Here is a 22,023-nt window from a genome sequence, read left to right on the forward strand (position 1 = left end):
TACAATTTCAAAAAATTAAAGGAAAAAAATGCAAGAAAGAATTGATTTAATTGTTAAAATTTTAGATGAAAAAAAAGCAGAAGATATAAAAACTTTTGATATGAGCAAAGAAGAATATTTTGTAAAATACGTTATTATAGCTGCAACCTTGGGAGAAAAACACGCTTTATCTTTAATTGATGAGCTAAAAACCAAACTCAAAAGCAAAGGTGAAGAATTTTTAAATATAGACAGTAGTGAAGAATGGAGTGTGATTGATTTGGGTGATATTTTAATCCATCTTTTAACACCTGAACATAGAGGAATTTATAATATAGAAGAATTATTAGAAAGTTTGAAAAAAAATAAAACTAATTAAAACAAACATTCTCTATGATTTTTAAACCATAGAGAATAAATTTTCAAATCAAAGATGATCAATATATTCTTCAATTTCTTTTTTAATTTGATGTTTTTGCTCTTTTAAAGCCTTTTTCTTAGCCTTATACTCAACCTTACTCATATAATCCTTTTTTTCGTCTAAAGCATGAAGTTCTTTTTCTATTTTTTCCACTTCTTGCTCTTTTAGCTTTTTAGCCTCTAGCTTTTTATCGTAAAAAAGAGGATCTTTACTGCAGTCATTTTTAACTTCTTTTAAAGCAAGCTCTAGGCTTAATTTTCTCGCATTATCATTATGAATTTTTGCAAATTCTATTTCTTTATTGATGCGTTCTATTTTTTTATCGCATTCATTTGCAAACGCCATAGTGCATAATGCGGCTATTAAAATCCATATTTTTTTCATCAATCACTCCTTAAAATAAAATCTCAAATACTACTTAATTAACTCTTAAGTTTGGCTTTTATTTGATTAAACAAATTCATTACTTTATCTTGAAGTTCATTTGCTTGCTCTAATGAATTTGCTTCAAAACGAGTGATAAGATATGCACTTGTATTAGACGCTCTAAGTAAGGCCCAACCATAGCCAAAATCAATTCTTGCTCCATCAATTTCACAAAGACTTTTTACACCCTCTAAGGCACCTTTTTCAACTGCTTTTTGAAATTCGCTAACGATTTGAAATTTTTCTTCTTCATTTACTGGAATTTTAATTTCTGGCGTAGTGTATAATTTAGGCAATTCTTTAATCATACCCTCTAAATCAAAACCTTTATAAACAAGTTCTAAAGCTCTTAAAAAGGCGTAAATTCCATCATCATATCCAAAATATCTATGCTTGAAAAATATATGTCCGCTTACTTCTGCAGCCAAATCAATATCTTTTTCTTTCATCATTTTTTTAATATTTGAATGTCCAGTTTTTCCCATAAAAATAGTTCCAAATTTGGCAACCTCATCAAAAAGATTTTTGCTGCATTTTACTTCTCCTAAAATTCTAGGATTTGGGATATTTTTAGCAAATAAATAACAAAGCTCATCCCCGCAAAAAATATGAGTTTTGCTTAAAGCCACTATTCTATCGGCATCGCCATCAAATGCAAAAGCAAGTCCATAATCTTCATTTTGACTTAAGAAATTTTTCACAGCCTCTAAATTTCGCTCTTCTGTTGGATCAGGATTATGGTTTGGAAATTGTCCATCAGGATTGGCAAACATAAGATGGGCTTTTAAATTTAAAGCTTTTATTAGCGGCTCTATCACAACTCCAGCTGCTCCATTGCTACAATCAATAGCAAATTTATAGTGAAAATCTTTTAAAAAACTAAATTGCTTAGTCATAAATTCCACATAAAGACTTAAAATATCGTATGACTGTGTATCAAAATTATCTTCTATTTCATCATCTAAATGCTTATAGACTTCTTTAGAAAATTCTTTTAATTCAGTTCCAAAAAAACTTTCCTTACCTATGGTAATTTTAAAGCCATTATATTCTTTTGGATTGTGTGAAGCTGTGATCATGATATTTGCATCAAATTTCAACCCCTCATAAAGACTAAAGTACCCGAGTGGAGTTGGAACAAGTCCTATATTATAAACTTTAATACCGGCTTTATTTAATCCACTAACCAAATATCCAAAAAGTTCTTTAGCACTATACCTTGCATCATAACCCACACTTACATTTTTACAAGATCTTTTAAGCATAGTCTGACCCAAACAATAACCTATCGCCTTAACGCTTTTTTCGTGAAGTTCCTTTCCATAAAGTCCGCGTATATCGTATTCTCTAAAAATCACATCAAGCATATGCAAATCCTTAAAATAATTAAAAAATTTTTCAATATAATAAATTTTAACTATTAAGATAAAGAAAATTTTGATACAATTTTACATTAATTTCACTAAATAAGGAAATTTTTATGGATGAAGAATTAGAAAACGAAGAAGGTAAAAAGAAAAAAGGCGGAATGCTTGTTATTATCATAGTTGTTTTACTTTTTGTATTGCTTTTAAGTATTATGGGTGTTATAGCTTGGCTTATTTCAAGTAGCTCTAGTGATGAAACAAAGATCAAAGAAGCTCCTAAAGAAGAGGTTAAAACAAATAAAACAAAAAATTCAGTTCCAACTCAACGCGGTAGTGATTATGCTAATATAGGTCCTATGTATCCTCTTGATCCTTTCACGCTAAATCTCTTAAGCGATAGCGGCTCAAGATACGTAAAATGCACAATAGAGCTGGAACAAAATAGCGAACTTTTAAAGCCTGAACTCGATAAAAAAGTGCCAGTTATTCGTGATATTATCATTAGAACCTTAACTTCAAAAACATTTGAAGAAATCAGCACTCAAAAAGGAAAAGAACGTTTAAAAGATGAATTGGTGGGTAAAATCAATGAAATTTTAACCGATGGTTTTATTAAAAACGTTTATTTTACAGATTTTGTTGTGTCTTGATGCGTGTAGGTTGCGATATTGTTGCTATTAGCAGAATAGAAAAAATTTATCAAAGGCATGAAAAAAATTTTTTAGATAAATTTTTAAGTCCCAAAGAGCAATTATTGATCAAAAGTCCTGCAAATTTAGCAGGACTTTGGGCAGCAAAAGAAGCGGCCAGTAAGGCTTTAGGGACTGGAATTTGCGGTCTTTGTGGATTTTTAGATATAGAAATTGACAAAGATGAAAGAAATGCTCCCAAACTTCAATATTCTAAAAAAATTATGGATCATTTTTGCGTCAAGCAAACATCTCTTAGCATTTCACACGATGGTGGTTTTGCCATTGCTATCGTTGTCTTAGTTTAATTTCCTATAGTTTGTTTATCTAAATTCTTTGAAAGTATAAAATCAACAACTGGTTGCTCTCTTTTATTAGCCCTTTTGCAATGATCTTTTTGAAAAAAATCCGTAATCTTAATGACTATTCTAGCCCACTTTTTATGGTTTCTTTCTCTCCACGCATGAGAAGACACACTCTCCCAAGCATAACCATTAAACAAACTTGCATTAACAAAATGATCAAGCGCCCTTACGCCTTGTCTAGCGCGTGCGGTATTAAAAAAAATTCCCACAATTACAATAAAAATATAACCTAAAACCGCTAAAGGAACAATAGCACAAAGCAATAAAGTTCCCGCTAACTTCTCTCTTAAACTCCCTTTAATTTTATGCTTAAAATGAAAAAAAATCGCTCGATTTCTATTTTTCACCCTTAACATCCCTTTTGCTAAATTTAATTCTCATCCCATTTGCCGATCTAATGGTCAAGCGCCCTACCACATCAGGAATAAAACCTTCTTCTAATTCTAATTTATAAGTTTTTAAAATATTAGCTAAAATCAAAATAGCCTCTTGCATTGCAAAACCTTGCCCTATGCAAATTCTCTCTCCCATACCAAAAGGCAAATATGCATCTTTTTTATATTCTTCATCAAAACGCGAAGGATTAAAGTCATTAGGATTTTGCCAAAAACTTTCATGGCGATGTATAAGCCATGGTGCTATTACAACTCCTGATCCTTTTTTAATGGTTTTATCTCTTACAATGGTGTCTTTATTGGCTTCTCTTGCAAAAAATCCCACAGGAGGATAAAGTCTTAATGACTCTTTAAAAATATTAGTCAAATATTTAAATTGTTTCAAATGCGAAATCTCAATAGTATCATCTTTTAAAATTTCAATAATTTCTTCATAGGCTTTTTGCTGTTCCTCAGGATAAAGGCTAAGTAAGTAAAGCGTCCAAGTTAAAGAACTAGCCGTAGTTTCATGACCTGCTAAAAAAAGCATAGCCACTTGATCTAAAATTTCCTCAAATGAAAAACGCTGATTGGTTTCTGCATCAACCACCAAAAGCAAAGAACTTAAAATATCTTCAAATTTTCCCAACTCTCCTGAACTGACAGCCTCATAGCGGGGCTTTATAATATCGCTTAAAACTTGTCTTATGGTATCTCCTGCTTTCGCTCGTTTGCGATCTCCTAGAATATAAGAAAGCCATTTTGGAAAATAAAACATGCGGCGCATAGCCGTATGCACACTTTGTTCTTGAAAAATCACAAAAGCATCAAGAATTTTTTTACCTTTTTGCGCATCAAGTTTAGAAGACATGATAGTGCGAAAAATAACATCAGCTGTAACAAAAGTCATAGCTTCATCCACTTCAATCACTGAATTATCCGGATATTTACCAAAACGCTCCATCATATCTGCTACAGCTTCACTCATGAGATTAAAAACTTTATTGATGCGTGTCATTTCAAAACTAGGTCTTAAAAGCTCACGTTGTTTTTTCCAAACCTCTCCGTTGGTTGTAAAAATACTTTCTCCCAAAAGCGGACTTAAAAGCTCATGCAAAAAGGCACTTTTTGGAAATTCCTTAACCTCATCAACCATCATTCTTTTTACTTCTTTGGTATCATTGATCACATAAAGATCAAAATTAGGCATTTTAACATAGCCTGTTTGCATTTTATAGCTACGCTCATAAAGCCCATCAAGCCAAGATCTACGCTTAAGCAAAAAGGTTAAAAAAGTTGAAGCCTTATTTTTATAAGGTTTTGGGTAGAAAGGACACCTGCTCATATTTTTATTTCCTTTTCTAAAAATTGAGATGACAAAACAAAATTAAAAAAATCGTAACTGCCCTTAATACTTGGACTATAAAGATATAAAAAATGTGCTTTGTTTTTATCTTTTTTGATTTTTTTATATTCATTTTTTTCATACAAAGTATGAAATTTAGCGCTTAAAAAATGCGGAGTAAATTTCGCATCGACACCACTTGTACGAAAAAAATCAACTTGAGGAAAACACGCCCCATCAATAACCGAAGTGTAATCATACCATTTTAAATCAAATTGAGAAACAAATTCTAATTTTTTTCTAAAATCATTGGACTTTTTTTGATAACTCACCAAAGGAATGCACTCGCCCAAAGTAATAATCTTTAGCTTATTTAATATTTTTTGTTCTAAATTTTGCTTTAAAATAAAATCTAAAACCTCAATACAAACTATCGTTCCAACACTATGAGCTATTAAAATTAATTCATAGTTTTCATTATTTTCATTCTGCTTTAAATTTTGCAAGATTGTATTGGAAAATATTTTGATTCTCTCTTCCATCAAGCCTTGTTTTTTATAGTGCCAATTTGCACAAAAAGCACAAATTCTAGCTATCCAAAATACTGCTAATTTTTTACCAAGTTTAAACAAAAAGCGAAAAATTAAAAAAGAAAGTAAAATTCCTAAAATAATGGAAAAAGAAAAATGTATATAATTTTTTGCAAGAAAAAAAGCTGCAAAACCAGCAAATAAAGAAAAAAATAAAGAAAAAAGTACATAAAAAAATGGATAATATCCAGTGATTAATTGATAAATTGATTCTTTACCAAATTTGATAAAAAGACCTGTGATCGTATAAATTCTAAAAAAACTGTAACAATCTTTCAAAGCATCCAAATAACTTTCTGACCAATTTTTTTTTACTATATCATTCCAAGTTAAAAAATGATATTTAAGCTTTACATTTTGAGTATTGACTTGAAAAAAAGGAAAAGTTTTATGATGATCAACTTTACTTATACTGGCTTGAATATCAAATTGATTGGAATATTTTTTTAAATTTTTTTTAAACAAATCATAATAATATCTATAACTTTTAGGATCATATCCTGCTATATAAAATACTTCTCTATCCATAAAAAATCAATTTCTTAAACTATTTTTTTCAAAATTATAACAATTTTTTTTAAAAACTTTGTTAATTAAAATTTTTACTTTTATGATTTAAAAATGAATTTTTATAAAAATTAGCATTAAATTGATTACTTCTTAAAAGATAATTTTTAAAATGGCAAACTAAAACCGGATTTGGTCTATAAGCGTGAGCTTCTCTCCAGAAAAAATGAAGTTTTTTTGGATAGGTCAAATCCTCAAAATCATAAAAAGCCTTGCCGCAAACCTTAGTAGGACAACCTTCCAAAATAGCACTTAAGCCAACAGTAGAATTTATAGTAATGCACCCTAAAGCATTTTTTAAAAGTCTTGGCAAATGAGAATCATGGACATATAAAATTCGTCCTTCAACATGATATTTTTCACTAAGCTCTTGAATCAATTTAGAATAATTTTTATATCCTCTATCCATAGGATGATGTTTAAAAACTAGATAAGATTTAGCCCTAGCATGATTGGCAAAAGAAAGTATGGTTTCTTCTATAAATTCTTCTATGCTTTTTTTATAGTGATATTTAACTTGTGTATCATTATAAACTTGCAAAATGGCTAAAAAATATTTCTTTTTAAGATCATAAATCTTATTGTTTAGTTTTTTTTCTGCAAATTTATAAAAATATTTTCTATATAAAGATCTAAACCAAAATAAAAACTCAAAAGGATATAAGGTACGATGGTGAAGAGCATTATTAAAAAATGGAGCTAAAAGAAAAGAAAATAACCAATATAAAAAAGCATAAAAGGCCATGTATTTAAATCCACCAGGGATTTCTTTTATAGATTTTTTACTACATGCTTTTTGATTAAGATAAAAATTTTTATTGCGAGGCAGCAAAGAATTTGCATTAACGCCGTTTTTTTCAAAAGTAATACAATAAGGTCTTAGATACCCTTCTTCAAAAATCCAAACATCGATGTTTAACTTTTTAGCAACCTCTATAGCCTTTTTATGGATTAACCGGCAATCATTATACATCAAAATAGCTTGAGTCTTGTGTTGCTTAAAAAGTTTTTCATAAAATTGTGTTAAATTTTCTTCCTTATCCTTGTAAATTTTTGCTTTAGGATAAAATAAAAAATCCCCACCATTAAAATTAATCTTTAAAATTTGAGCATTGTATTTTTTTAGTTTTTTTGCCAAACGATAAAAAAAATTACCCACTGGTCCTTGTAAAAGAATGACATTTTTTCCGCTAAATTCTTTTTTTACTTTTTTATCAAATTCCATTTTAATGCTACAAATTCGTAAATTCTTCTTATTTTTCTTAATATAAAAATTCTAAAATCAATGATTATTTTTTGAAAAGGTTTAGAAAAATAATCTTTTTGCATTTTTAACATTATATCTAAACAAAGTTCAATTTCACATAAGTTTTTTGTTTTTGGATGAATATATCTTGGATATTGCACCAAAACACCAGCAACAAGCTCTTCTAAAGTCAATTTTCTCGTTCTTCTTAAACATTTTTGTTTATCTTGCGTTAAACCCCAACCCGCATAAAAAGGCATACCATAAATAAAAACTTTTTTAGAGCGTAAAAGTGCATCAAATCCTGAAGTAGAAGTGATCGTATGCACTTCATGACAAATTTTTATCGCACTATCAATGCTACAATTTTTTATAATCTCATCGCAATATTTTAAAATGATTTTTTCATCCTTTAAGCCTTTGCGATTTCCACTTAAAACATCAGGATGGGGCTTAAAAACAATATAAGCATCTTGATTTTTCAATCTTACTTCTTTAATCAAATCCAAAGTCGATAGCCCAAAACCACCTAAAATCATCGAAGCATCGTCCTCAACTTGCGCAGGGATGAGAATAATTTTTTGTCCTTTTTTAGCGTTAATCTTAATATCTTGATGTTTGATACCGTTATATTTTGAAAATTTATTCTCTTTTAAAATTTGGATAATATTTTTTGCCCTTGATAAAATTTGCTCATCAAAAACCTCATTTTGCAAGATATTTTCTAGGCGACTCTCTTGATTTGGGTCAATATAAAGTCCTTGATCATCAACAATTAAAGAATAAGGGCGCGTAAGATCAGAACCCAAAGAAATAGAACGGATAAAACCATCTTCTACTAAAGAAATTTTTGGAATAAAGCTAGTTAAATTTTCATCTTGTGCTTTTTTTACAAGAGTATTTCTTAACTCATTAAAATTGACTCTCTTGCCCCAAATGAAAAATTTATCACTTTTTTTTAGCTTATATTTATCTAAAGCTTTTAAGGAATTTAAAAAAAATATTTCATTATCCTTAGCCTTAAAAAAAGGTTTCATAAAATACCTTTTCCAAAGAGTAAATCCTAACATAAACAATCTATTGGAATTTTCTTGTTCTATACTTTTATATTTTGCCAAGGTTTTAATCGTGTCAAAAATATCACTTTTTTGATTTAAATAAGGATTAAAATACTGACTATAAAGCATATAAGCGATATAAAACACTTCTTCAAGGCTTCTTTTTTTAACCCTTCTTAAACATTTTTGCTTATCTTGCGTCAAACCCCAACCCGAATAAAAAGGCATACCATAACAAACACACTCACAACCCATAATCAAAGCTTCAAAGCCCATCCCAGAGGTTTTAGTATAAACTTTATTAAAATGTTTTAATAAAGCCATAGGATTAAAGTTCTCACTTATAATCTTGCATTCTTTAGGCAAGGAATGTATATCAAAATCGCTTTGTTTTTTTCCGTTTAATACGTCAGGATGAATTTTAATATAAATTTGAGAATTTGGATTTTCTTTTATAGCACCTTTTATTATTTCATTGGTATTAAAATTTTGCGCTAAGCCGTATTTTAAAGATGCATCATTTGCGGTTTGAGTGATGATTAAAACGCGGTTTTCATCTTTTGAAAAATAATCATTTGGGATATCTAAATTGTTATTGTATTTGCTAATTTTATATTTTTTTATAAGTTCTATAGCTTTTTTAGCTTTGTCTAATTCTTCTTGATTTGGCTCATAAGTGTTTAAAAGATTTTCTAATTTTGAAGGCTTGGTAGCATCATAATAAATCCCTATATCATCACAAACTAAGCTAAAACTGGGGGCATTTTCAACGCCCAAATTTAAAGATCTTATGAAACCATCTTCTAAAAGCATAAATTTTGTATTATACTTTTGGGCTAATTCTTGCGCTTTTAAGCCGGATTTTTTTCGTCCCCAGCCTACAAAAATATCTTGCTTTTCACATTTTGAAAAAATATTAAACCATAAAACAGAATGAAAATTTTGAACGTTGGTTGTTAATTTTTTTGAGATTGAATAATACTTCATAAATAATTCTTTAAAAATATTTTTAAAGAATTATAATAAAAATTTTTATATTTAAAAATTAGATTCTAATAATTTTTCTAAAATTTGGAAAAGATATTAACATTTTTGTTTTTTTGATACCTTAACCAATAGCCTGCTAACATTGAAGAAATTAAAACTGTTAAAATAAGTGTTGTAAAAAAACCTACATTAATAATCTGATAATAATAAGCAACACTTGCTAAAACTATCCCTGGGCCACCCCTAGCATTCATAGTAATTGCAAAATTAATTCTTGAAATATGAGAAATTTTAACAAAATTTAATCCTAAATAGCAACCCAAAAATTTCAATAAACATACTAGAATCAAGAAAAATATAAACATGCTAAAAGAAAATTCATGGATAACGTTTAATTGAATACCAATTAAAGCAAAATAGATAGGGATAAAAAATGAAAAAACCATATCAGAAAGACCATTAACTTTTTCCCTTAATTCTTGATGGTTGTTTAAAATATTTTTTATTAAAAAACCTACGAGAAATGAAGTATACATAGGATTAATATGAATCATATTTAAAAATGCTATTGATAAAAATAATACAACAAAACTTAAAGTAAAAAAATCAATTGTATTCATACGAAAAGAAATTTTTGCAAATAAATTTGAAATTATTTTTACACCTATAAATAAAAACAAGGTAAGAAAAGCGGTTTTAAGATTGCTCATCAAAGTTAAATCTTGGTTTGTCACAGCATTGATAGTAATATTAAGCAAAATCCATAAAAACAAATCTTGTATTGTTGAAGTAGTTAAAACTATACTTGCAAATCTTGTTTTAATTATTCCTATATCAAAAAATATTTTTGATATTACTGGTATAGAAGTTACAGCAATTGCGATTAAAAATACCAAATCAAAAGATAAATCATTTCCTTTTATTCCGATGAAAGATTCTTTAAAATAATCGATAAAGAAATACCCTACACCAGCAGATAAAAAAGTACCACCCAAAAATAAAGTAGAAATAATTTTAATATTTTGTTTTTCAAAGCTAATTTGTGTGTTAAATCCTGCAATAAACATTAAAAATACTAAACCCAACTGATAAAAGATATTAAGTATTTTTCCCTGCTCATTAAACCCATTAAAAATACTCATGAGCAAATCAGGAGCAAAAATATATAAACCACTCGCTCCTAAAATAAAACCCCCAAAAATTTCACCAATTACTTTTGGAGCTTTAAACAAAGTAAATAATTTTCCAAAAATAAAAGAAGAAAATAATAAAATTCCTAAAGATAAAAATATAATACTGATATTCTCAGGGCTTAATGACTCAAATTTCATATATTCTCCTTAAAGAACAATTTTTTCATTATTGATTTCATCTTGCATTAAATTTAAAATTTTAACACATTCTTCTATGTAATATCCAACAGCCGTCTCTTCAGAAAGTTGTATGCCAAAAACACCGCTTTTTGATATATTATACAGATCATCAATTTCTGCAATTGTAGGAATAGGCTTTTCTTCCATATTTTTTAAAATTTGAGTTGCTAAAAAGACTTTTATACCTTTATGATTTGCCATTTGTATTATGTAATTTTGAAAACGTGGTATTTTTTCTATACCAATTTCAGTTGACAAATCCCCTCTATCAATCAATATAAAACTAACTTCATTTAAAATATCATTTAAGTTATTTACTGCTTCTAAAGTTTCTATTTTGGAAATAATTTTTGTATTTGGATTAATAATTTTTTTTATTTCTTGGATATCTTGAGATTTTCTTACAAATGAAGCCCCAACATAATTTATATTAAATTCATTGCATAGTTGAATCAATTGCTTGTCTTTTTCAAATAAAAAAGGTATATTGCTGTGTAAATCTCTAACATGCATACCTTTATTATTTAGCAATATTCCATCGCTTTTCGATAAAAAAATAATTTCATTTTCATTAATTTCTTTAACGATAAATAAAAACACGCTATCATTTGCGTAAACTTTCATTTCTGGTTTTAAAAGTTTATAAAAATCTTTATAATTAAATTGATTAATATTAAGAGAAAAAGTTTTATCTTTACATAATAATACTCCGTTTTGATCTATATTAGCAGTTCTTATTTTATTTCCTGGCAAATCAATTAAAATTTCAACACTATCAATCTGATTCTTTAAATTAATAATAGTTTTTCTTATATCATCAATAGTGCCATGAGCCCCATTAATCCTATAAATAAAATTATCTTGGTGAATTTCATTTAATTTAATCTTATTCCCCAAGCTTGGTCCAGTTGTTAAAATATATTTTTGCATTTTACTCCCTTATAAATATATTATCTTTTCCAAGAGAAATTAAAACCTCAGATATTTCTTTTCTCATAAATTTTTCATCTGGAATGATACCATTTTGCAATGCATTTCTAATTTCAGTTCCACTAATTGCCACTCTAAAGGTATCATAATGATCGCAAGTATTTTGCGTAACAATTTGCTTACACTTAATACAATAATAAGGCTCTTTAAATAATAATAATTTTATCCCTAAATCATATTTTTTATCTAATTTCTTAGCCAATTCTTGAGCTTGATAAATTCCATAATAATCTTTTACACCAGCATGATCTCGTCCTATTATAAAATGAGTACATCCCATATTTCTTCTTAATAATGCATGAAAAACAGCTTCTCTGGGTCCAGCATAATACATTCTAGTTTCTAGCCCTCTTAAAAACACTCTATTTTTGGGATAAAATTCATTAGACATTTTATTATAAGAGCCCATCACAGCTTCTTGTGTAAAATCGCCTTTCTTTTTCCAACCAATCAAAGGATTTATAAACAAACCGTCACAAATTTCTAGGGCTAATCTTTGCAAATACTCATGTGCCTTATGTATCGCATTTCTAGTTTGAAAACCTGCTATAGTTTGCACTTTTTGATTTATAAGAGCAAATTCATGCTTTACTATATTTTTATATAAAGAATTTTTAATCAATTCTTCTTTTATCTCGATTTCTCCGCCAACTCTATGAGATGATCTTAATTTCTCTTTTTTTATCCCAGGATGCTCATGATCTTTACTTTGATAAATCTCATAAATTTGCTCATCATCGATTATAAATTTATCTCTTATATGAATTTTTCCGACTAAAGAATTATTGTAATACAGATCATAATTTTTATTAACTGTATAATTTTTAATATTATCAACTTCCAAAGTTATAGGTATAGTCCAAATGCTTTTATCTAGCAGTTGCATTTCTTCAACGACTTTTATATATTCATCATATACCATAAATCCGGATATAGGACTAAAAACTTTTGTTGCTAAATATTTTAAATCTAAAAAATTTTCTGTTGTTAAATTAATCATTTGTTCTCTTTAATTTAATTATAAAATATTCACTAAAATTTTTATAATTTAAATCTATTATATCAAAAATTTATTCCAAAAAATTAACCTAAATTCGCCTTTCCAAAATTAAATTCATTACAATCATATCTTGGTAAAGCTTGTGGTCTATTTTGCAAATCATGCAAAGAAATATTTCTAGATTCTACATTAAACGAAAACACGCATCCAAAATCACTCAAAAATTTTTCTGTAAATTGATTAAAAGTATGAAAACCACCGTAAGGATAGCAGAAACATTTTATTTGTAAATTACCAAGTAAATTTTCTAAAAATTTAAAAGAACTATGTATTTGATACCCTTGTTCTTCTTCACTTAATTTAGAAAGAACAAAGTGATCAACAGTGTGTGATCCGATTATCATTTGTGCACTATGCATTTGTTTTAATTGTTCTTCACTCATATATAAATTTTTAAAGATTTCGCCATCATCGAGAAAATTTTTAACTATTTTATCCAATATCTCTTCTCTAAATTCATATTTTATATAATAATTAAATATTTTCTTAAATTTTGCTACATTTTCATCATTATCTTGCTTAACGTATGTCTTATTTTTAAATTCTTTCATTAATTGTTTTTCTATCATATCGTCTTCTATTATCTTATTTGCAAAATCTAGCAAATCCCCCCCCCATAACTACCTGTTAGATAATGAATTCTATGAACATCCAAGGCTTTTTTTCTACCATATATCCCCGTTGGTATAAAAAATAAGCCAAATAAATTTCTTTTAACTAATTCAGGTAATACAAATTCATAATGATCTTTAAATCCGTCATCAAATGTTAATAATATCCTATTTTTCAAATTATTAATATAATTTCTATCGAAACACAATTTTAAAAAATCATCATATCTAACAAAACCAAATTTTTCTTCAAAATAATCAAGTTGTTTTCTAAAATTATCTATTGAAAGATATCTAAAAAATGGTAGCTTTTTATTAGAATTTCGAACATAGTGATACATAATCGCTTTCATATGCTGGCTCCTCCATCTATTATTAAATTTTGCCCAGTTATCCAAGATGACAAATCGCTAAGTAAAAAAGATATTAAATTTGATATATAATCGGTACTCCCGATCCCCAAAGGATATTGTTTTTCAATATTTTCTAAAAAATTTTCATCATAGACAGAAGACCATTCTTTAATCATATTCGTCATTACAAATCCTGGCGATATAGCATTAATTCTATATTTTGGAGCAAACTCTAATGCAATCGACTTTACAGCCGCATTTATTGCTGCTTTACTAGAAGCGTATGAAATTAATCCTTTTTCCCCTTTGATGCTTGAAATCGAACTAATCCACACAAAACTAGCAGCTGATTGAGTTTTTGCTTTATTATCAAGCAGACCTTTCAAAATCTGCATATTTGCAAAATAATTAATATTAAAGATATCTAAAGCTTTATTAAGAAAAAATTTTGATCTTAGTGGTAATATATATTGAATTCCAGCAGAAAGAACAGCACCATTAAAATATCCATATTCCTCAACGCGTTTTAAAACCCACGCATCTAAATCATAAAAATCGCTTAAATCTTTTTCTATATATAAAAAATTTATTAGGATGTTTAGCCATATTTTATATTCTTTTAAAGAATTAAGATTTCTTCCTATACAAATAACTTCAGCCCCTAAACTATTGAGTTTTAAAGCAGCATCAGCTCCAATTCCACTGCTTGCCCCAGTTATTAAATAGCGCTTATTTAAAAAAATATCATCTTTAAACATAATTTATTCTTCTATACATATCACCAGCTAAAGAAATTATATCATCCACATATTCACACTCTCTTAACATATCTCCTGTTATTTTTATATTAAATAAAGTATCAAATAAAGCAATAGTTGACAATATAACCAAAACTATCCCACTCTTCAATATCTTCAATCTTTGTTTTTTCCTCCAATACTTCTTCTGTTTACAACGCGTCTTGTAATTCAATTAAAAAATTTTCTTTAGTCATAATTTCTCCTTATTCTATATTTTTGAAAATCAATGTGTCATTTAAACTTAAACAACAACTTGCCCAACTCAAACCTACACCAAAACCACTTAAAATCACTTTTTTATGTTCTTTTATTTTTGCTTGAAATAGATCGCATATAGCAAGAGGTATCGATGCACTAGAAGTATTAGCATATTTTTCTATGCTAGCTGTTGGAACTTTATCTAAAGGTAATTTTAATTTTCTAGCAATATTATTAATTATATATAAATTAGCTTGATGAAAAAATAAATAGTCTATATTTTCGATTTCCATATTTGAAAATTGTAGTAAATTAGAAATTGAATCCATCTCTTTTTCTATAGAAAAATTAAAAACTTCCGCTCCATTCATTTTCAAAAAAGAACAATCTTTGGTTTTTTTAAATGCTGAATTTGGTAGCCATATATTATTCCAACCACTTCCTAAAGAATTTAATATAAAATACGCATTATCATTAGTCTGCTTTTTTTGCAACAAAGTCGCCGATCCAGCATCGCCAAATAATGGTGCGGTATTTGAATCTTTAGGATTAACTATCTTACTTATGGTATCTCCAACACATAATAATATATTTTTACAATTTCCATTGTACAATAATGAAAATGCCACATATAAACCATAAACATAACCACTACAACCTTGATTAATATCAAAACACAAACATTCTTGATCCAAATTAAGCATACCATGCAACAAATGAGAATTATTCGGTTGTAAAAAATCTGGAGTCTGTGTTACAAATATTAATGCATCCAAGTGAATATCTGAAAAATTATTTATAATATCAAGAGATGATCTATAACATAAATTTAAAGTTGTAGTCTCTTGATCACTTATATGTCTAAAATTTATTCCTATATTTTTTTTTATTCTATTTAACTGTTTTTGATTTCCATTGTAAAATTCATCTATTTGTTCATCTATACATTTAACATCTTTTGGTAAAGTAGTTGAAATTGCTGAGATGTTCACATCCTTAAAAATTGCTTTCATTTTCTTACCTTTTTAAATCTGTCACTAAATTCTAGTTCTTCGACAATCTCTATTTTGGTGGGAATTTTATAATTTGCTAATTTATCTTTACAAAATAATCTAATTTCTTTTTTGAGTTCTAAAGAATTTAATGTTTTTCCTTGTTCTAGAACTATCTTAGCACACACCACTTGTCCGGTAATAGGATTTTTTTGAGAATATACTAAACAATCTTGAATAAAAGGAATTTGCAAAATTATTCCTTCGACTTCTTGAGGTAAAACTTTTTCTCCACCAACATTGATTATTTCTTTGTTTCTGCCTATGATCTTTATATATTCTTCGCCATTTTCATGAATAACTTCAACTAAATCTCCAGTTGCAAAATATCCCTCGTTATCAAAAGCAGAATTGTCAGCGTTTAAATATCCTAAACTTTGAGTATTACTCTTTATAAAAAGCTCATTGTTGATAATTTTATAACAAGTATTAATAATTTTAAAATATTCTTCTTTATTTTTATGGTTTCTAGTCTCAAGACTAAAAGTTTCACTGGTTCCAAAATTTTGTTTAAAATAAACTTTCGGAAATATTAATTTTAATTTATTTAAAATAACATTATCTAATTTTTCACTACCATAAGCAATTACTTCCAATGAACTTAAATCGTATCGATTATAATCACTAAACATTATTAATTTCAACATAGTTGGAGACACTGGCATAATATTTACTTTAAATTCTGATATTAATGATAAAATTTCTTCAGCATTTTTATTCTTTGGAATAACTAAAGTTGAATGAGAAGATAAGCCTTTTACTAAAACATCAATTCCCGCAACATGATCAAATAAAAATAAAAGAATAAAAATATTGTTTTTATTAACAAATTTAATACAATTTAATAATTGATCTAAACTATGAACTATGGCTTTAGGTTTTCCCGTACTGCCACTTGAAAACAAAACCAAACCTGATTGATTTTCTTTTAATAAAAGTTTTAACAAAGTATGATTTTTTTCAACTTTATATTTAATAAAATTACCCTTATCAAATAAAACATCCAAGCCGACTTCATTTATTTTAACATTTAATTCTTCTTTATTAACAAAGGGAACTATAATTTTTTTTAACTCTATACAGGCTAAAAATAAACTTATATTATCGAAACTAAAATCCCCTAAAATACCAACAATATTGTTATAGTTCTTAAGTTCTAATATTTTTTTATTAACTTCATTTTTTAAATCATAATACGTATATTTATTGCCACAAATTATAGCCACATCTTCCAAATCATGGTTAAAAATTTTATTTAAAAAATCATTACTAAATTCAGCCATTAACGCCACCTAAGTAAAGAATTTGCCCTGTTATAAAATCACTCTTTTCATCTATAAAAAAATCAACAGCATTGATCACATCTTTAACTTCACCAAATCTTTTTATAGCTTGTTTGTTTAACAAATCATCGATTTTATTTTTAGGAACATTTTTTATAAGATCTGTTGGAACTGGAGTAGGGCCTATAGCATTGCAAGTGATACCAAAGGAACTTAATTCTTTAGCGCAAATTTGAGTAAGGCTACAAATAGCGGCTTTTGAAGCTGCATATATAGCCTCGCCTTCCAATCTTAAAGGAGTAGCTACTGTAGAAAAATTGATAATTCTATAAGGCATAGAAGTATTTTCTTTTTTATAAGTTTGACTCATAATTTTAGCTACTTCTCTTATAAATAAAAAACTACCAAAAAAGTTAGTGTTAAAAATATTTTCTACACTTTTTCTTGGTGTTATTAATAGATGATTCATCGAGGCTATGCCTGCGTTATTGATCAATATGTCTATTTTTTTAAATTCTTTTTTGATATTTCTGATCATATTAACAACTGATATTTCATCACTAACATCTAATTCAAAATGTCTATAATTTGAATGATTTATACTAGACTCACCCCTTGAACACCCACAAACAATATGATTTTTTTCTAAATAATACCCACTAAGTTCTTTACCTATACCTTTTCTGGTTCCAGTTATAACAATAATTTTTTGCATAATTTAACCTTTTAGTAAGTCTTCTATATACAAACTTAATGTATAAACATCTTTAAATGGAGAATTTCTAAAACTCATAGCTTTTTCATTTGCCAAAACCAAATCTTTCCCAAATTCATTGCTTAAAATTTCTTCTAAATCAGAAATGAAACTAACAAGCGCCAAAGAATCCAAATTTCCATTTTGTCCATAAATAGGAGTTTCTAAATTGGGTTTTTTTAGATTATCATTTTCTAATTCATCTGCCAAATTTTTTAATGAATTTATTACTATGTTTTGAATTTTTTCTTGCATTTTTATCTCCTTTTTTAATTATAGCAATATATTTGGCCTGTCTTGATCACTATCGCCCTTAAACATTACATAATCTAAATTATTTGTAAATGCCATTAAGGTTATATTTGACTTTTCAAATGGCTCAAAATAATTTGGGATTATATCATTATCAACCTTAGATATAAAACCCATTTTTATAATTTTTTCATAATTATTCATGTAACACAGCAAATCAATATATTCTGCTTTATTTTCTTCTAACAATTCCTGAAATAAATTATATGAATCTTGAACAAATTCCCCCAACCAATCAACTATTCTAATACATTGCGAATTAGCTATTTTTATCACTCTACACACAAACATACCAGCACAAAAACTACCGTCGTAAAAACCATATAATTTATAATCATAAAATGGATGTTTTATATATCTATTGACAATAAAATCGATGCTTTTTTTTGGATTTTGATTTTGAAAATTGCAAAAATTAATCAACATATTTTGATCCATTGCTTTTAAAATATAATTAGTTTTTTTGCCTACAAAATTATTTCTGTTTAAATGTGAAAAAATAGCTATATTAAAGGAATTTAATTTATCATTTGGTATATAAAAATGTCTTAGTTCACATAAATAATATCCCAACGCTTTCCATATTTTTGTAGCTATTTTTGATAATCCTATACCAGAAAATGTTTCGGGATTTTGATTTACTAGAAAAAAATTAAACAACCCTAGACCTATTCCATTTTTTAAACTAGGTTTTGCTTTCCACATCGTTATCCAGTAATCTTTGCTATCGAGCTTATTATCGTAATGTTTTAAAGGTATGAAGCCTAGAATCGCATCAAATTCTTTAGTAAGCCGATTATATGCGATTACAAAATTATAAATTTTATTTTTTTTATCCAAATGCTGAAAATCTAACATCGTTTTCGATTTCACAAAAATATGATTTTCATTCCAATTTTCCTTAATAAAACAAACCAGTTTATCGTATTCATCCTCTCTGCATAGTCTTATCTCATAATCTCTATTCATTAAATTCTCCAAAAAATTAATTTAATTATAATTGATTAATTCATTTGCTTTTTCCAAATCTTTAGCATTGTCTATATCCAAACTTGATTTTTCATCCATGATGTAATAATTTGTTTTTTCTTGTAAAAAAGTCGGATTTTTTAAAAATAGATCAGTTTTTATAATATAAATTGCACCATTACTCATATAAGTTTTTGGTAATTTTTGTCTGGGCATAAAAGGGTATTTATCATTATATACACCTTGCAAATGGCCTTTTTTGTTCACCATAAAAGCTTTTAAAATTTTATTATCATATTCTGTAACGCTAATGAGTGCATTTGATCGTTCTTCTTGAAATTTTAAAAAAGCCTCATCAATGTGTTTATAGGTTCTAAAAGGAGAGGTGGGTTGTAAAAAAACAATATTTTCATAATGTTTGTAAAATTCTAGAGTATGTAAAATAACCTTATCGCTAGTTGTATCATCTTGTGCTAATTCACTTGGTCTTTTCAAGGTATCAATATCTTGAGTTTTTCCATATTCTAAAATTTCATCCCCATCGCTATTTAAAACAATTTTATCTATAAAATGAGAATTTTTAGCAGCATGTATTGTGTAATAAAGTAAAGGTTTATTGTTTAAAAGTGCTAAGTTTTTGTTTTTTATCCCTTTTGATCCGGCACGAGCTGGAATGATTGCTAAATTCATATTATATCCATAAATTTCTTTTGTTTATTAATTCTAAAGAATTTTTCATCTTTTAAAAGTTTAAAAAATTCTTCCGAACTTTTTAAAACTTTGATCTCATGTTTTTTATTTTTAGAGTTGAAAGGTTTTTCAATGAGTTTTAAAATTTCTTTTTCGTTTGCTTGTGTTTTTAAAACATCTTTTATATTTGTTCTTGCGTCTTGTCTTGAGCCAACTAAAATTCCATTGATGCCAAGATATAAAGCTTCTTTTAAAATACAGCTTGAATTTCCGATGATAAAATCAGCATGTTTTAATAAAATAATAAAATATTCAAATCTTAATGAGGGAAAAATTTTAAAGCGTTTTAAATCTTTTAATTTTTCATAAGATTGCATAATGGATTCAAAACCTAAATCATTGTTTGGATAAATAACAATATAATTTTTTTTGCTTTTAATTAAAGCATTTACAAATTCTTCACTTTGTTCTTTCATGGAGTTAAATTCTGTTGTAACTGGATGAAAAATAGCTATGGCATAGTTTTCATAGTCGATATCATAATATTTTTTTACTTCTTCAATACTAATATTATTAACATTGAGTAATTCTAAATCAGGAGAACCTATAATAAAAATAGAATTTTCATCTTCTCCCATTTGCATAAGCCTTTTTTTTGCTGTTTTATCATTGACTAAATGTATATGTGCAAGTTTGCTTATAGCGTGTCTTAAGCTCTCATCTATAGTTCCTGATAATTCTCCACCTTCTATATGTGCTACTAAGATATTATTTAAACTTCCAACAATAGCAGCGGCTAAAGGTTCGATTCTATCTCCATGCACAACGATTAAATCAGGTTCAATTTCATGTATAAATTTTGAAAAACCATCAATAGTAGCAGATAAGGCTTTATCCATTTGATAATATTTATCATGATTTATAAATTTATGGATATTTTTAAAACCACATTTTTCTATTTCTTTAACAGTTAATCCAAATTTTTTGCTCATATGCATACCGGTAGCAAATATAAATAATTCGAATTCATTAGAATTTTCTATTTTAAGCATTAAAGATTTTATTTTAGAAAAATCAGCTCTTGTGCCACTTACAAAGACTATTTTTTTCATTCAAAATCATCCCAAGTAAGTTGTGTATCGATTTTGATGTCTTTTTTTGCTTTTTTACCTAAAATATTTTCAAATTCAGCCGCAGCAATTCCACCGATACCAGGACGCTTAACCCAGATATTTTCTTCACTAAGCATTTGTCCTTTTTTGATCTCTTTTATGCTTACTATACTTGCAAAAGCAAAATCAATAGTTACTTGCTCTTCTTTTAAAGCATTTTTATTGTTATCTCCTCTCAAAAGAACCATTTGCTCACTTTGGATAATAAGTTCTTTTAAGGCTTTTTCATCCATTGAACATACTATATCAGGACCTTCTCTATCCATTTTATCTGTAAAATGTCTTTCTAAAACACTAGCCCCTAAAGCAACAGCACCTAAACAGGCAAGATTACTCGTTGTGTGATCGCTTAGCCCATAAAGACAATTAAATTCTTTGTAAAGCTCTAGCATAGCTTGCAGTCTTACTAAATGCATCGGGGTTGGATATAGATTGGTTGTATGAAGTAAAACAAAAGGAATTTCAAAATCTCTTAAAATCTTTACCGTAGGTTTTATGCTTTCTATACTATTCATTCCTGTGCTTACAATCATTGGTTTTTTAAATTGTGCTATGTGTTTAATCAAGGGATAATTATTGCATTCTCCAGAACCTATTTTATAAGCATACACCCCCATATCTTCTAAGCGATTGGCAGCTGCACGAGAAAAAGGTGTGCTAAGATACGTTAAACCTAGTTTTTCTGTATATTCTTTTAAAGCTAATTCATCTTTATAATCAAGAGCACATTTTTTCATAATCTCATAAATGCTGATTTTTGCATTTCCTGGGATAACTTTTTTTGCAGCCTCGCTCATCTCATCTTCAACGATATGCGTTTGATGTTTAATAATCTTAGCTCCTGCTCTTTTAGCTGCATCAACCATAAGCTTTGCAAGCTCTAAACTTCCATTGTGATTGATGCCTATTTCAGGAATGATTAAAGGAGAATTTTGAGATATGATTAAATTATCGATTTTTATTTGCATATTTTTCCTTTTTATTTCTAAATT

At 27.6% G+C, this 22,023-nt stretch carries 25 protein-coding genes; 3 read left to right on the forward strand and 22 right to left on the reverse strand.

The features are described 5' to 3' along the window. Positions 1–28: 28 nt before the first annotated feature. Entirely contained in the window at positions 29–358 is a 330-nt protein-coding gene (gene rsfS, locus CQA75_RS04070; protein ID WP_137623778.1) for a ribosome silencing factor, read from the forward strand. A 48-nt stretch (positions 359–406) separates the two neighbouring features. Here rsfS and CQA75_RS04075 read toward each other — a convergent pair whose 3' ends face one another. Both CQA75_RS04075 and CQA75_RS04080 read right to left on the reverse strand, forming a co-directional pair. Then, positions 407–784 (reverse strand): DUF1090 family protein, encoded by a 378-nt coding sequence (locus CQA75_RS04075; protein WP_137623779.1) that lies wholly within the window; start codon positions 782–784, stop codon positions 407–409. Between the two features lie 38 nt (positions 785–822). After that, entirely contained in the window at positions 823–2,193 is a 1,371-nt protein-coding gene (locus CQA75_RS04080) for a phosphomannomutase/phosphoglucomutase (RefSeq protein WP_137623780.1), read from the reverse strand. A 113-nt stretch (positions 2,194–2,306) separates the two neighbouring features. On the opposite strand from CQA75_RS04080, the gene fliL reads away from it, so the two are divergent. Both fliL and acpS read left to right on the forward strand, forming a co-directional pair. Then, positions 2,307–2,843 (forward strand): flagellar basal body-associated protein FliL, encoded by a 537-nt coding sequence (gene fliL, locus CQA75_RS04085; protein WP_137623781.1) that lies wholly within the window; start codon positions 2,307–2,309, stop codon positions 2,841–2,843. Beyond that, on the forward strand, positions 2,843–3,190 hold the full coding sequence (gene acpS, locus CQA75_RS04090; protein WP_137623782.1) for a holo-ACP synthase: 348 nt from the start codon (positions 2,843–2,845) through the stop codon (positions 3,188–3,190). The genes fliL and acpS overlap by 1 nt, the downstream gene beginning before the upstream one ends. Here the strand turns inward: acpS and CQA75_RS04095 are convergent. The 20 genes from CQA75_RS04095 to neuB form a co-directional block, all read right to left on the reverse strand. Beyond that, complete coding sequence (locus CQA75_RS04095) at positions 3,187–3,603, reverse strand: hypothetical protein (protein WP_137623783.1); 417 nt, start codon at positions 3,601–3,603, stop codon at positions 3,187–3,189. The two genes, acpS and CQA75_RS04095, sit on opposite strands and share 4 nt — an antisense overlap. After that, positions 3,584–4,966 carry a cytochrome P450 gene (locus tag CQA75_RS04100; RefSeq protein ID WP_137623784.1) on the reverse strand — a complete coding sequence of 461 codons (1,383 nt, stop codon included), beginning with the start codon at positions 4,964–4,966 and terminating at the stop codon, positions 3,584–3,586. Before CQA75_RS04100 ends, CQA75_RS04095 begins: the two co-directional genes overlap by 20 nt. After that, on the reverse strand, positions 4,963–6,084 hold the full coding sequence (locus CQA75_RS04105) for a DUF829 domain-containing protein (protein WP_137623785.1): 1,122 nt from the start codon (positions 6,082–6,084) through the stop codon (positions 4,963–4,965). Before CQA75_RS04105 ends, CQA75_RS04100 begins: the two co-directional genes overlap by 4 nt. A gap of 61 nt (positions 6,085–6,145) precedes the next feature. Then, positions 6,146–7,348, reverse strand: a complete 1,203-nt coding sequence (kpsS, locus tag CQA75_RS04110) for a capsule polysaccharide modification protein KpsS (RefSeq protein WP_137623786.1) — start codon at positions 7,346–7,348, stop codon at positions 6,146–6,148. After that, positions 7,327–9,414 (reverse strand): capsular polysaccharide biosynthesis protein, encoded by a 2,088-nt coding sequence (locus CQA75_RS04115; RefSeq protein WP_137623787.1) that lies wholly within the window; start codon positions 9,412–9,414, stop codon positions 7,327–7,329. The genes kpsS and CQA75_RS04115 overlap by 22 nt, the downstream gene beginning before the upstream one ends. A gap of 77 nt (positions 9,415–9,491) precedes the next feature. Further along, positions 9,492–10,745 carry a cation:proton antiporter gene (locus CQA75_RS04120; protein WP_137623788.1) on the reverse strand — a complete coding sequence of 418 codons (1,254 nt, stop codon included), beginning with the start codon at positions 10,743–10,745 and terminating at the stop codon, positions 9,492–9,494. 9 nt (positions 10,746–10,754) lie between these two features. Beyond that, positions 10,755–11,717, reverse strand: a complete 963-nt coding sequence (locus CQA75_RS04125; protein ID WP_137623789.1) for a pyruvate kinase — start codon at positions 11,715–11,717, stop codon at positions 10,755–10,757. Position 11,718: 1 nt separating this feature from the next. Then, complete coding sequence (locus CQA75_RS04130; RefSeq protein WP_137623790.1) at positions 11,719–12,777, reverse strand: sulfate adenylyltransferase; 1,059 nt, start codon at positions 12,775–12,777, stop codon at positions 11,719–11,721. Between the two features lie 83 nt (positions 12,778–12,860). Continuing rightward, positions 12,861–13,442: a polysaccharide deacetylase family protein gene (locus CQA75_RS09385; RefSeq protein WP_246023743.1), complete on the reverse strand. Its 582-nt coding sequence runs from the start codon at positions 13,440–13,442 to the stop codon at positions 12,861–12,863. Then, positions 13,436–13,801, reverse strand: coding sequence for a hypothetical protein (locus tag CQA75_RS09390; RefSeq protein ID WP_246023745.1), 366 nt, complete (start codon positions 13,799–13,801; stop codon positions 13,436–13,438). The genes CQA75_RS09385 and CQA75_RS09390 overlap by 7 nt, the downstream gene beginning before the upstream one ends. After that, complete coding sequence (locus CQA75_RS04140; protein ID WP_137623791.1) at positions 13,798–14,559, reverse strand: SDR family NAD(P)-dependent oxidoreductase; 762 nt, start codon at positions 14,557–14,559, stop codon at positions 13,798–13,800. Before CQA75_RS04140 ends, CQA75_RS09390 begins: the two co-directional genes overlap by 4 nt. Then, complete coding sequence (locus CQA75_RS09145; protein ID WP_171000078.1) at positions 14,552–14,719, reverse strand: hypothetical protein; 168 nt, start codon at positions 14,717–14,719, stop codon at positions 14,552–14,554. Before CQA75_RS09145 ends, CQA75_RS04140 begins: the two co-directional genes overlap by 8 nt. An 85-nt stretch (positions 14,720–14,804) precedes the next feature. Continuing rightward, a complete protein-coding gene (locus CQA75_RS04145) occupies positions 14,805–15,812 on the reverse strand; it encodes a 3-oxoacyl-[acyl-carrier-protein] synthase III C-terminal domain-containing protein (protein WP_137623792.1) in 1,008 nt (335 codons plus the stop codon). Further along, positions 15,809–17,134, reverse strand: a complete 1,326-nt coding sequence (locus CQA75_RS04150; protein WP_137623793.1) for an ANL family adenylate-forming protein — start codon at positions 17,132–17,134, stop codon at positions 15,809–15,811. The genes CQA75_RS04145 and CQA75_RS04150 overlap by 4 nt, the downstream gene beginning before the upstream one ends. Beyond that, positions 17,127–17,849: an SDR family NAD(P)-dependent oxidoreductase gene (locus CQA75_RS04155; protein ID WP_137623794.1), complete on the reverse strand. Its 723-nt coding sequence runs from the start codon at positions 17,847–17,849 to the stop codon at positions 17,127–17,129. Before CQA75_RS04155 ends, CQA75_RS04150 begins: the two co-directional genes overlap by 8 nt. 3 nt (positions 17,850–17,852) lie before the next feature. Continuing rightward, on the reverse strand, positions 17,853–18,143 hold the full coding sequence (locus CQA75_RS04160) for a hypothetical protein (RefSeq protein WP_137623795.1): 291 nt from the start codon (positions 18,141–18,143) through the stop codon (positions 17,853–17,855). An 18-nt stretch (positions 18,144–18,161) separates the two neighbouring features. Further along, positions 18,162–19,169, reverse strand: coding sequence for a hypothetical protein (locus CQA75_RS04165; RefSeq protein ID WP_137623796.1), 1,008 nt, complete (start codon positions 19,167–19,169; stop codon positions 18,162–18,164). 21 nt (positions 19,170–19,190) lie between these two features. Next, positions 19,191–19,859: an acylneuraminate cytidylyltransferase family protein gene (locus CQA75_RS04170; RefSeq protein WP_137623797.1), complete on the reverse strand. Its 669-nt coding sequence runs from the start codon at positions 19,857–19,859 to the stop codon at positions 19,191–19,193. After that, positions 19,856–20,971, reverse strand: coding sequence for a UDP-N-acetylglucosamine 2-epimerase (gene neuC, locus CQA75_RS04175; protein ID WP_137623798.1), 1,116 nt, complete (start codon positions 20,969–20,971; stop codon positions 19,856–19,858). The genes CQA75_RS04170 and neuC overlap by 4 nt, the downstream gene beginning before the upstream one ends. After that, on the reverse strand, positions 20,968–21,999 hold the full coding sequence (neuB, locus tag CQA75_RS04180) for an N-acetylneuraminate synthase (RefSeq protein WP_137623799.1): 1,032 nt from the start codon (positions 21,997–21,999) through the stop codon (positions 20,968–20,970). Before neuB ends, neuC begins: the two co-directional genes overlap by 4 nt. Positions 22,000–22,023 lie beyond the last annotated feature (24 nt).

The organism is Campylobacter taeniopygiae (genome assembly GCF_005406225.1).
Classification (GTDB): Bacteria; Campylobacterota; Campylobacteria; order Campylobacterales; family Campylobacteraceae; genus Campylobacter_D; species Campylobacter_D taeniopygiae.

What these genes read in the sequence shown, in the direction of transcription:
- CQA75_RS04165 (WP_137623796.1), bottom strand. Translation starts at nt 19,169, where the DNA reads ATGAATAGAGATTATGAGATAAGACTATGCAGAGAGGATGAATACGAT.
- CQA75_RS04100 (WP_137623784.1), bottom strand. Translation starts at nt 4,966, where the DNA reads ATGAGCAGGTGTCCTTTCTACCCAAAACCTTATAAAAATAAGGCTTCA.
- CQA75_RS04080 (WP_137623780.1), bottom strand. Translation starts at nt 2,193, where the DNA reads ATGCTTGATGTGATTTTTAGAGAATACGATATACGCGGACTTTATGGA.
- CQA75_RS04125 (WP_137623789.1), bottom strand. Translation starts at nt 11,717, where the DNA reads ATGCAAAAATATATTTTAACAACTGGACCAAGCTTGGGGAATAAGATT.
- kpsS (WP_137623786.1), bottom strand. Translation starts at nt 7,348, where the DNA reads ATGGAATTTGATAAAAAAGTAAAAAAAGAATTTAGCGGAAAAAATGTC.
- CQA75_RS04095 (WP_137623783.1), bottom strand. Translation starts at nt 3,603, where the DNA reads ATGTTAAGGGTGAAAAATAGAAATCGAGCGATTTTTTTTCATTTTAAG.
- CQA75_RS04140 (WP_137623791.1), bottom strand. Translation starts at nt 14,559, where the DNA reads ATGTTTAAAGATGATATTTTTTTAAATAAGCGCTATTTAATAACTGGG.
- neuC (WP_137623798.1), bottom strand. Translation starts at nt 20,971, where the DNA reads ATGAAAAAAATAGTCTTTGTAAGTGGCACAAGAGCTGATTTTTCTAAA.
- acpS (WP_137623782.1), top strand. Translation starts at nt 2,843, where the DNA reads ATGCGTGTAGGTTGCGATATTGTTGCTATTAGCAGAATAGAAAAAATT.
- CQA75_RS04105 (WP_137623785.1), bottom strand. Translation starts at nt 6,084, where the DNA reads ATGGATAGAGAAGTATTTTATATAGCAGGATATGATCCTAAAAGTTAT.
- CQA75_RS04120 (WP_137623788.1), bottom strand. Translation starts at nt 10,745, where the DNA reads ATGAAATTTGAGTCATTAAGCCCTGAGAATATCAGTATTATATTTTTA.
- CQA75_RS04145 (WP_137623792.1), bottom strand. Translation starts at nt 15,812, where the DNA reads ATGAAAGCAATTTTTAAGGATGTGAACATCTCAGCAATTTCAACTACT.
- CQA75_RS04075 (WP_137623779.1), bottom strand. Translation starts at nt 784, where the DNA reads ATGAAAAAAATATGGATTTTAATAGCCGCATTATGCACTATGGCGTTT.
- CQA75_RS04115 (WP_137623787.1), bottom strand. Translation starts at nt 9,414, where the DNA reads ATGAAGTATTATTCAATCTCAAAAAAATTAACAACCAACGTTCAAAAT.
- CQA75_RS09390 (WP_246023745.1), bottom strand. Translation starts at nt 13,801, where the DNA reads ATGAAAGCGATTATGTATCACTATGTTCGAAATTCTAATAAAAAGCTA.
- CQA75_RS04150 (WP_137623793.1), bottom strand. Translation starts at nt 17,134, where the DNA reads ATGGCTGAATTTAGTAATGATTTTTTAAATAAAATTTTTAACCATGAT.
- CQA75_RS04170 (WP_137623797.1), bottom strand. Translation starts at nt 19,859, where the DNA reads ATGAATTTAGCAATCATTCCAGCTCGTGCCGGATCAAAAGGGATAAAA.
- rsfS (WP_137623778.1), top strand. Translation starts at nt 29, where the DNA reads ATGCAAGAAAGAATTGATTTAATTGTTAAAATTTTAGATGAAAAAAAA.
- neuB (WP_137623799.1), bottom strand. Translation starts at nt 21,999, where the DNA reads ATGCAAATAAAAATCGATAATTTAATCATATCTCAAAATTCTCCTTTA.
- fliL (WP_137623781.1), top strand. Translation starts at nt 2,307, where the DNA reads ATGGATGAAGAATTAGAAAACGAAGAAGGTAAAAAGAAAAAAGGCGGA.
- CQA75_RS04155 (WP_137623794.1), bottom strand. Translation starts at nt 17,849, where the DNA reads ATGCAAAAAATTATTGTTATAACTGGAACCAGAAAAGGTATAGGTAAA.
- CQA75_RS04160 (WP_137623795.1), bottom strand. Translation starts at nt 18,143, where the DNA reads ATGCAAGAAAAAATTCAAAACATAGTAATAAATTCATTAAAAAATTTG.
- CQA75_RS04130 (WP_137623790.1), bottom strand. Translation starts at nt 12,777, where the DNA reads ATGATTAATTTAACAACAGAAAATTTTTTAGATTTAAAATATTTAGCA.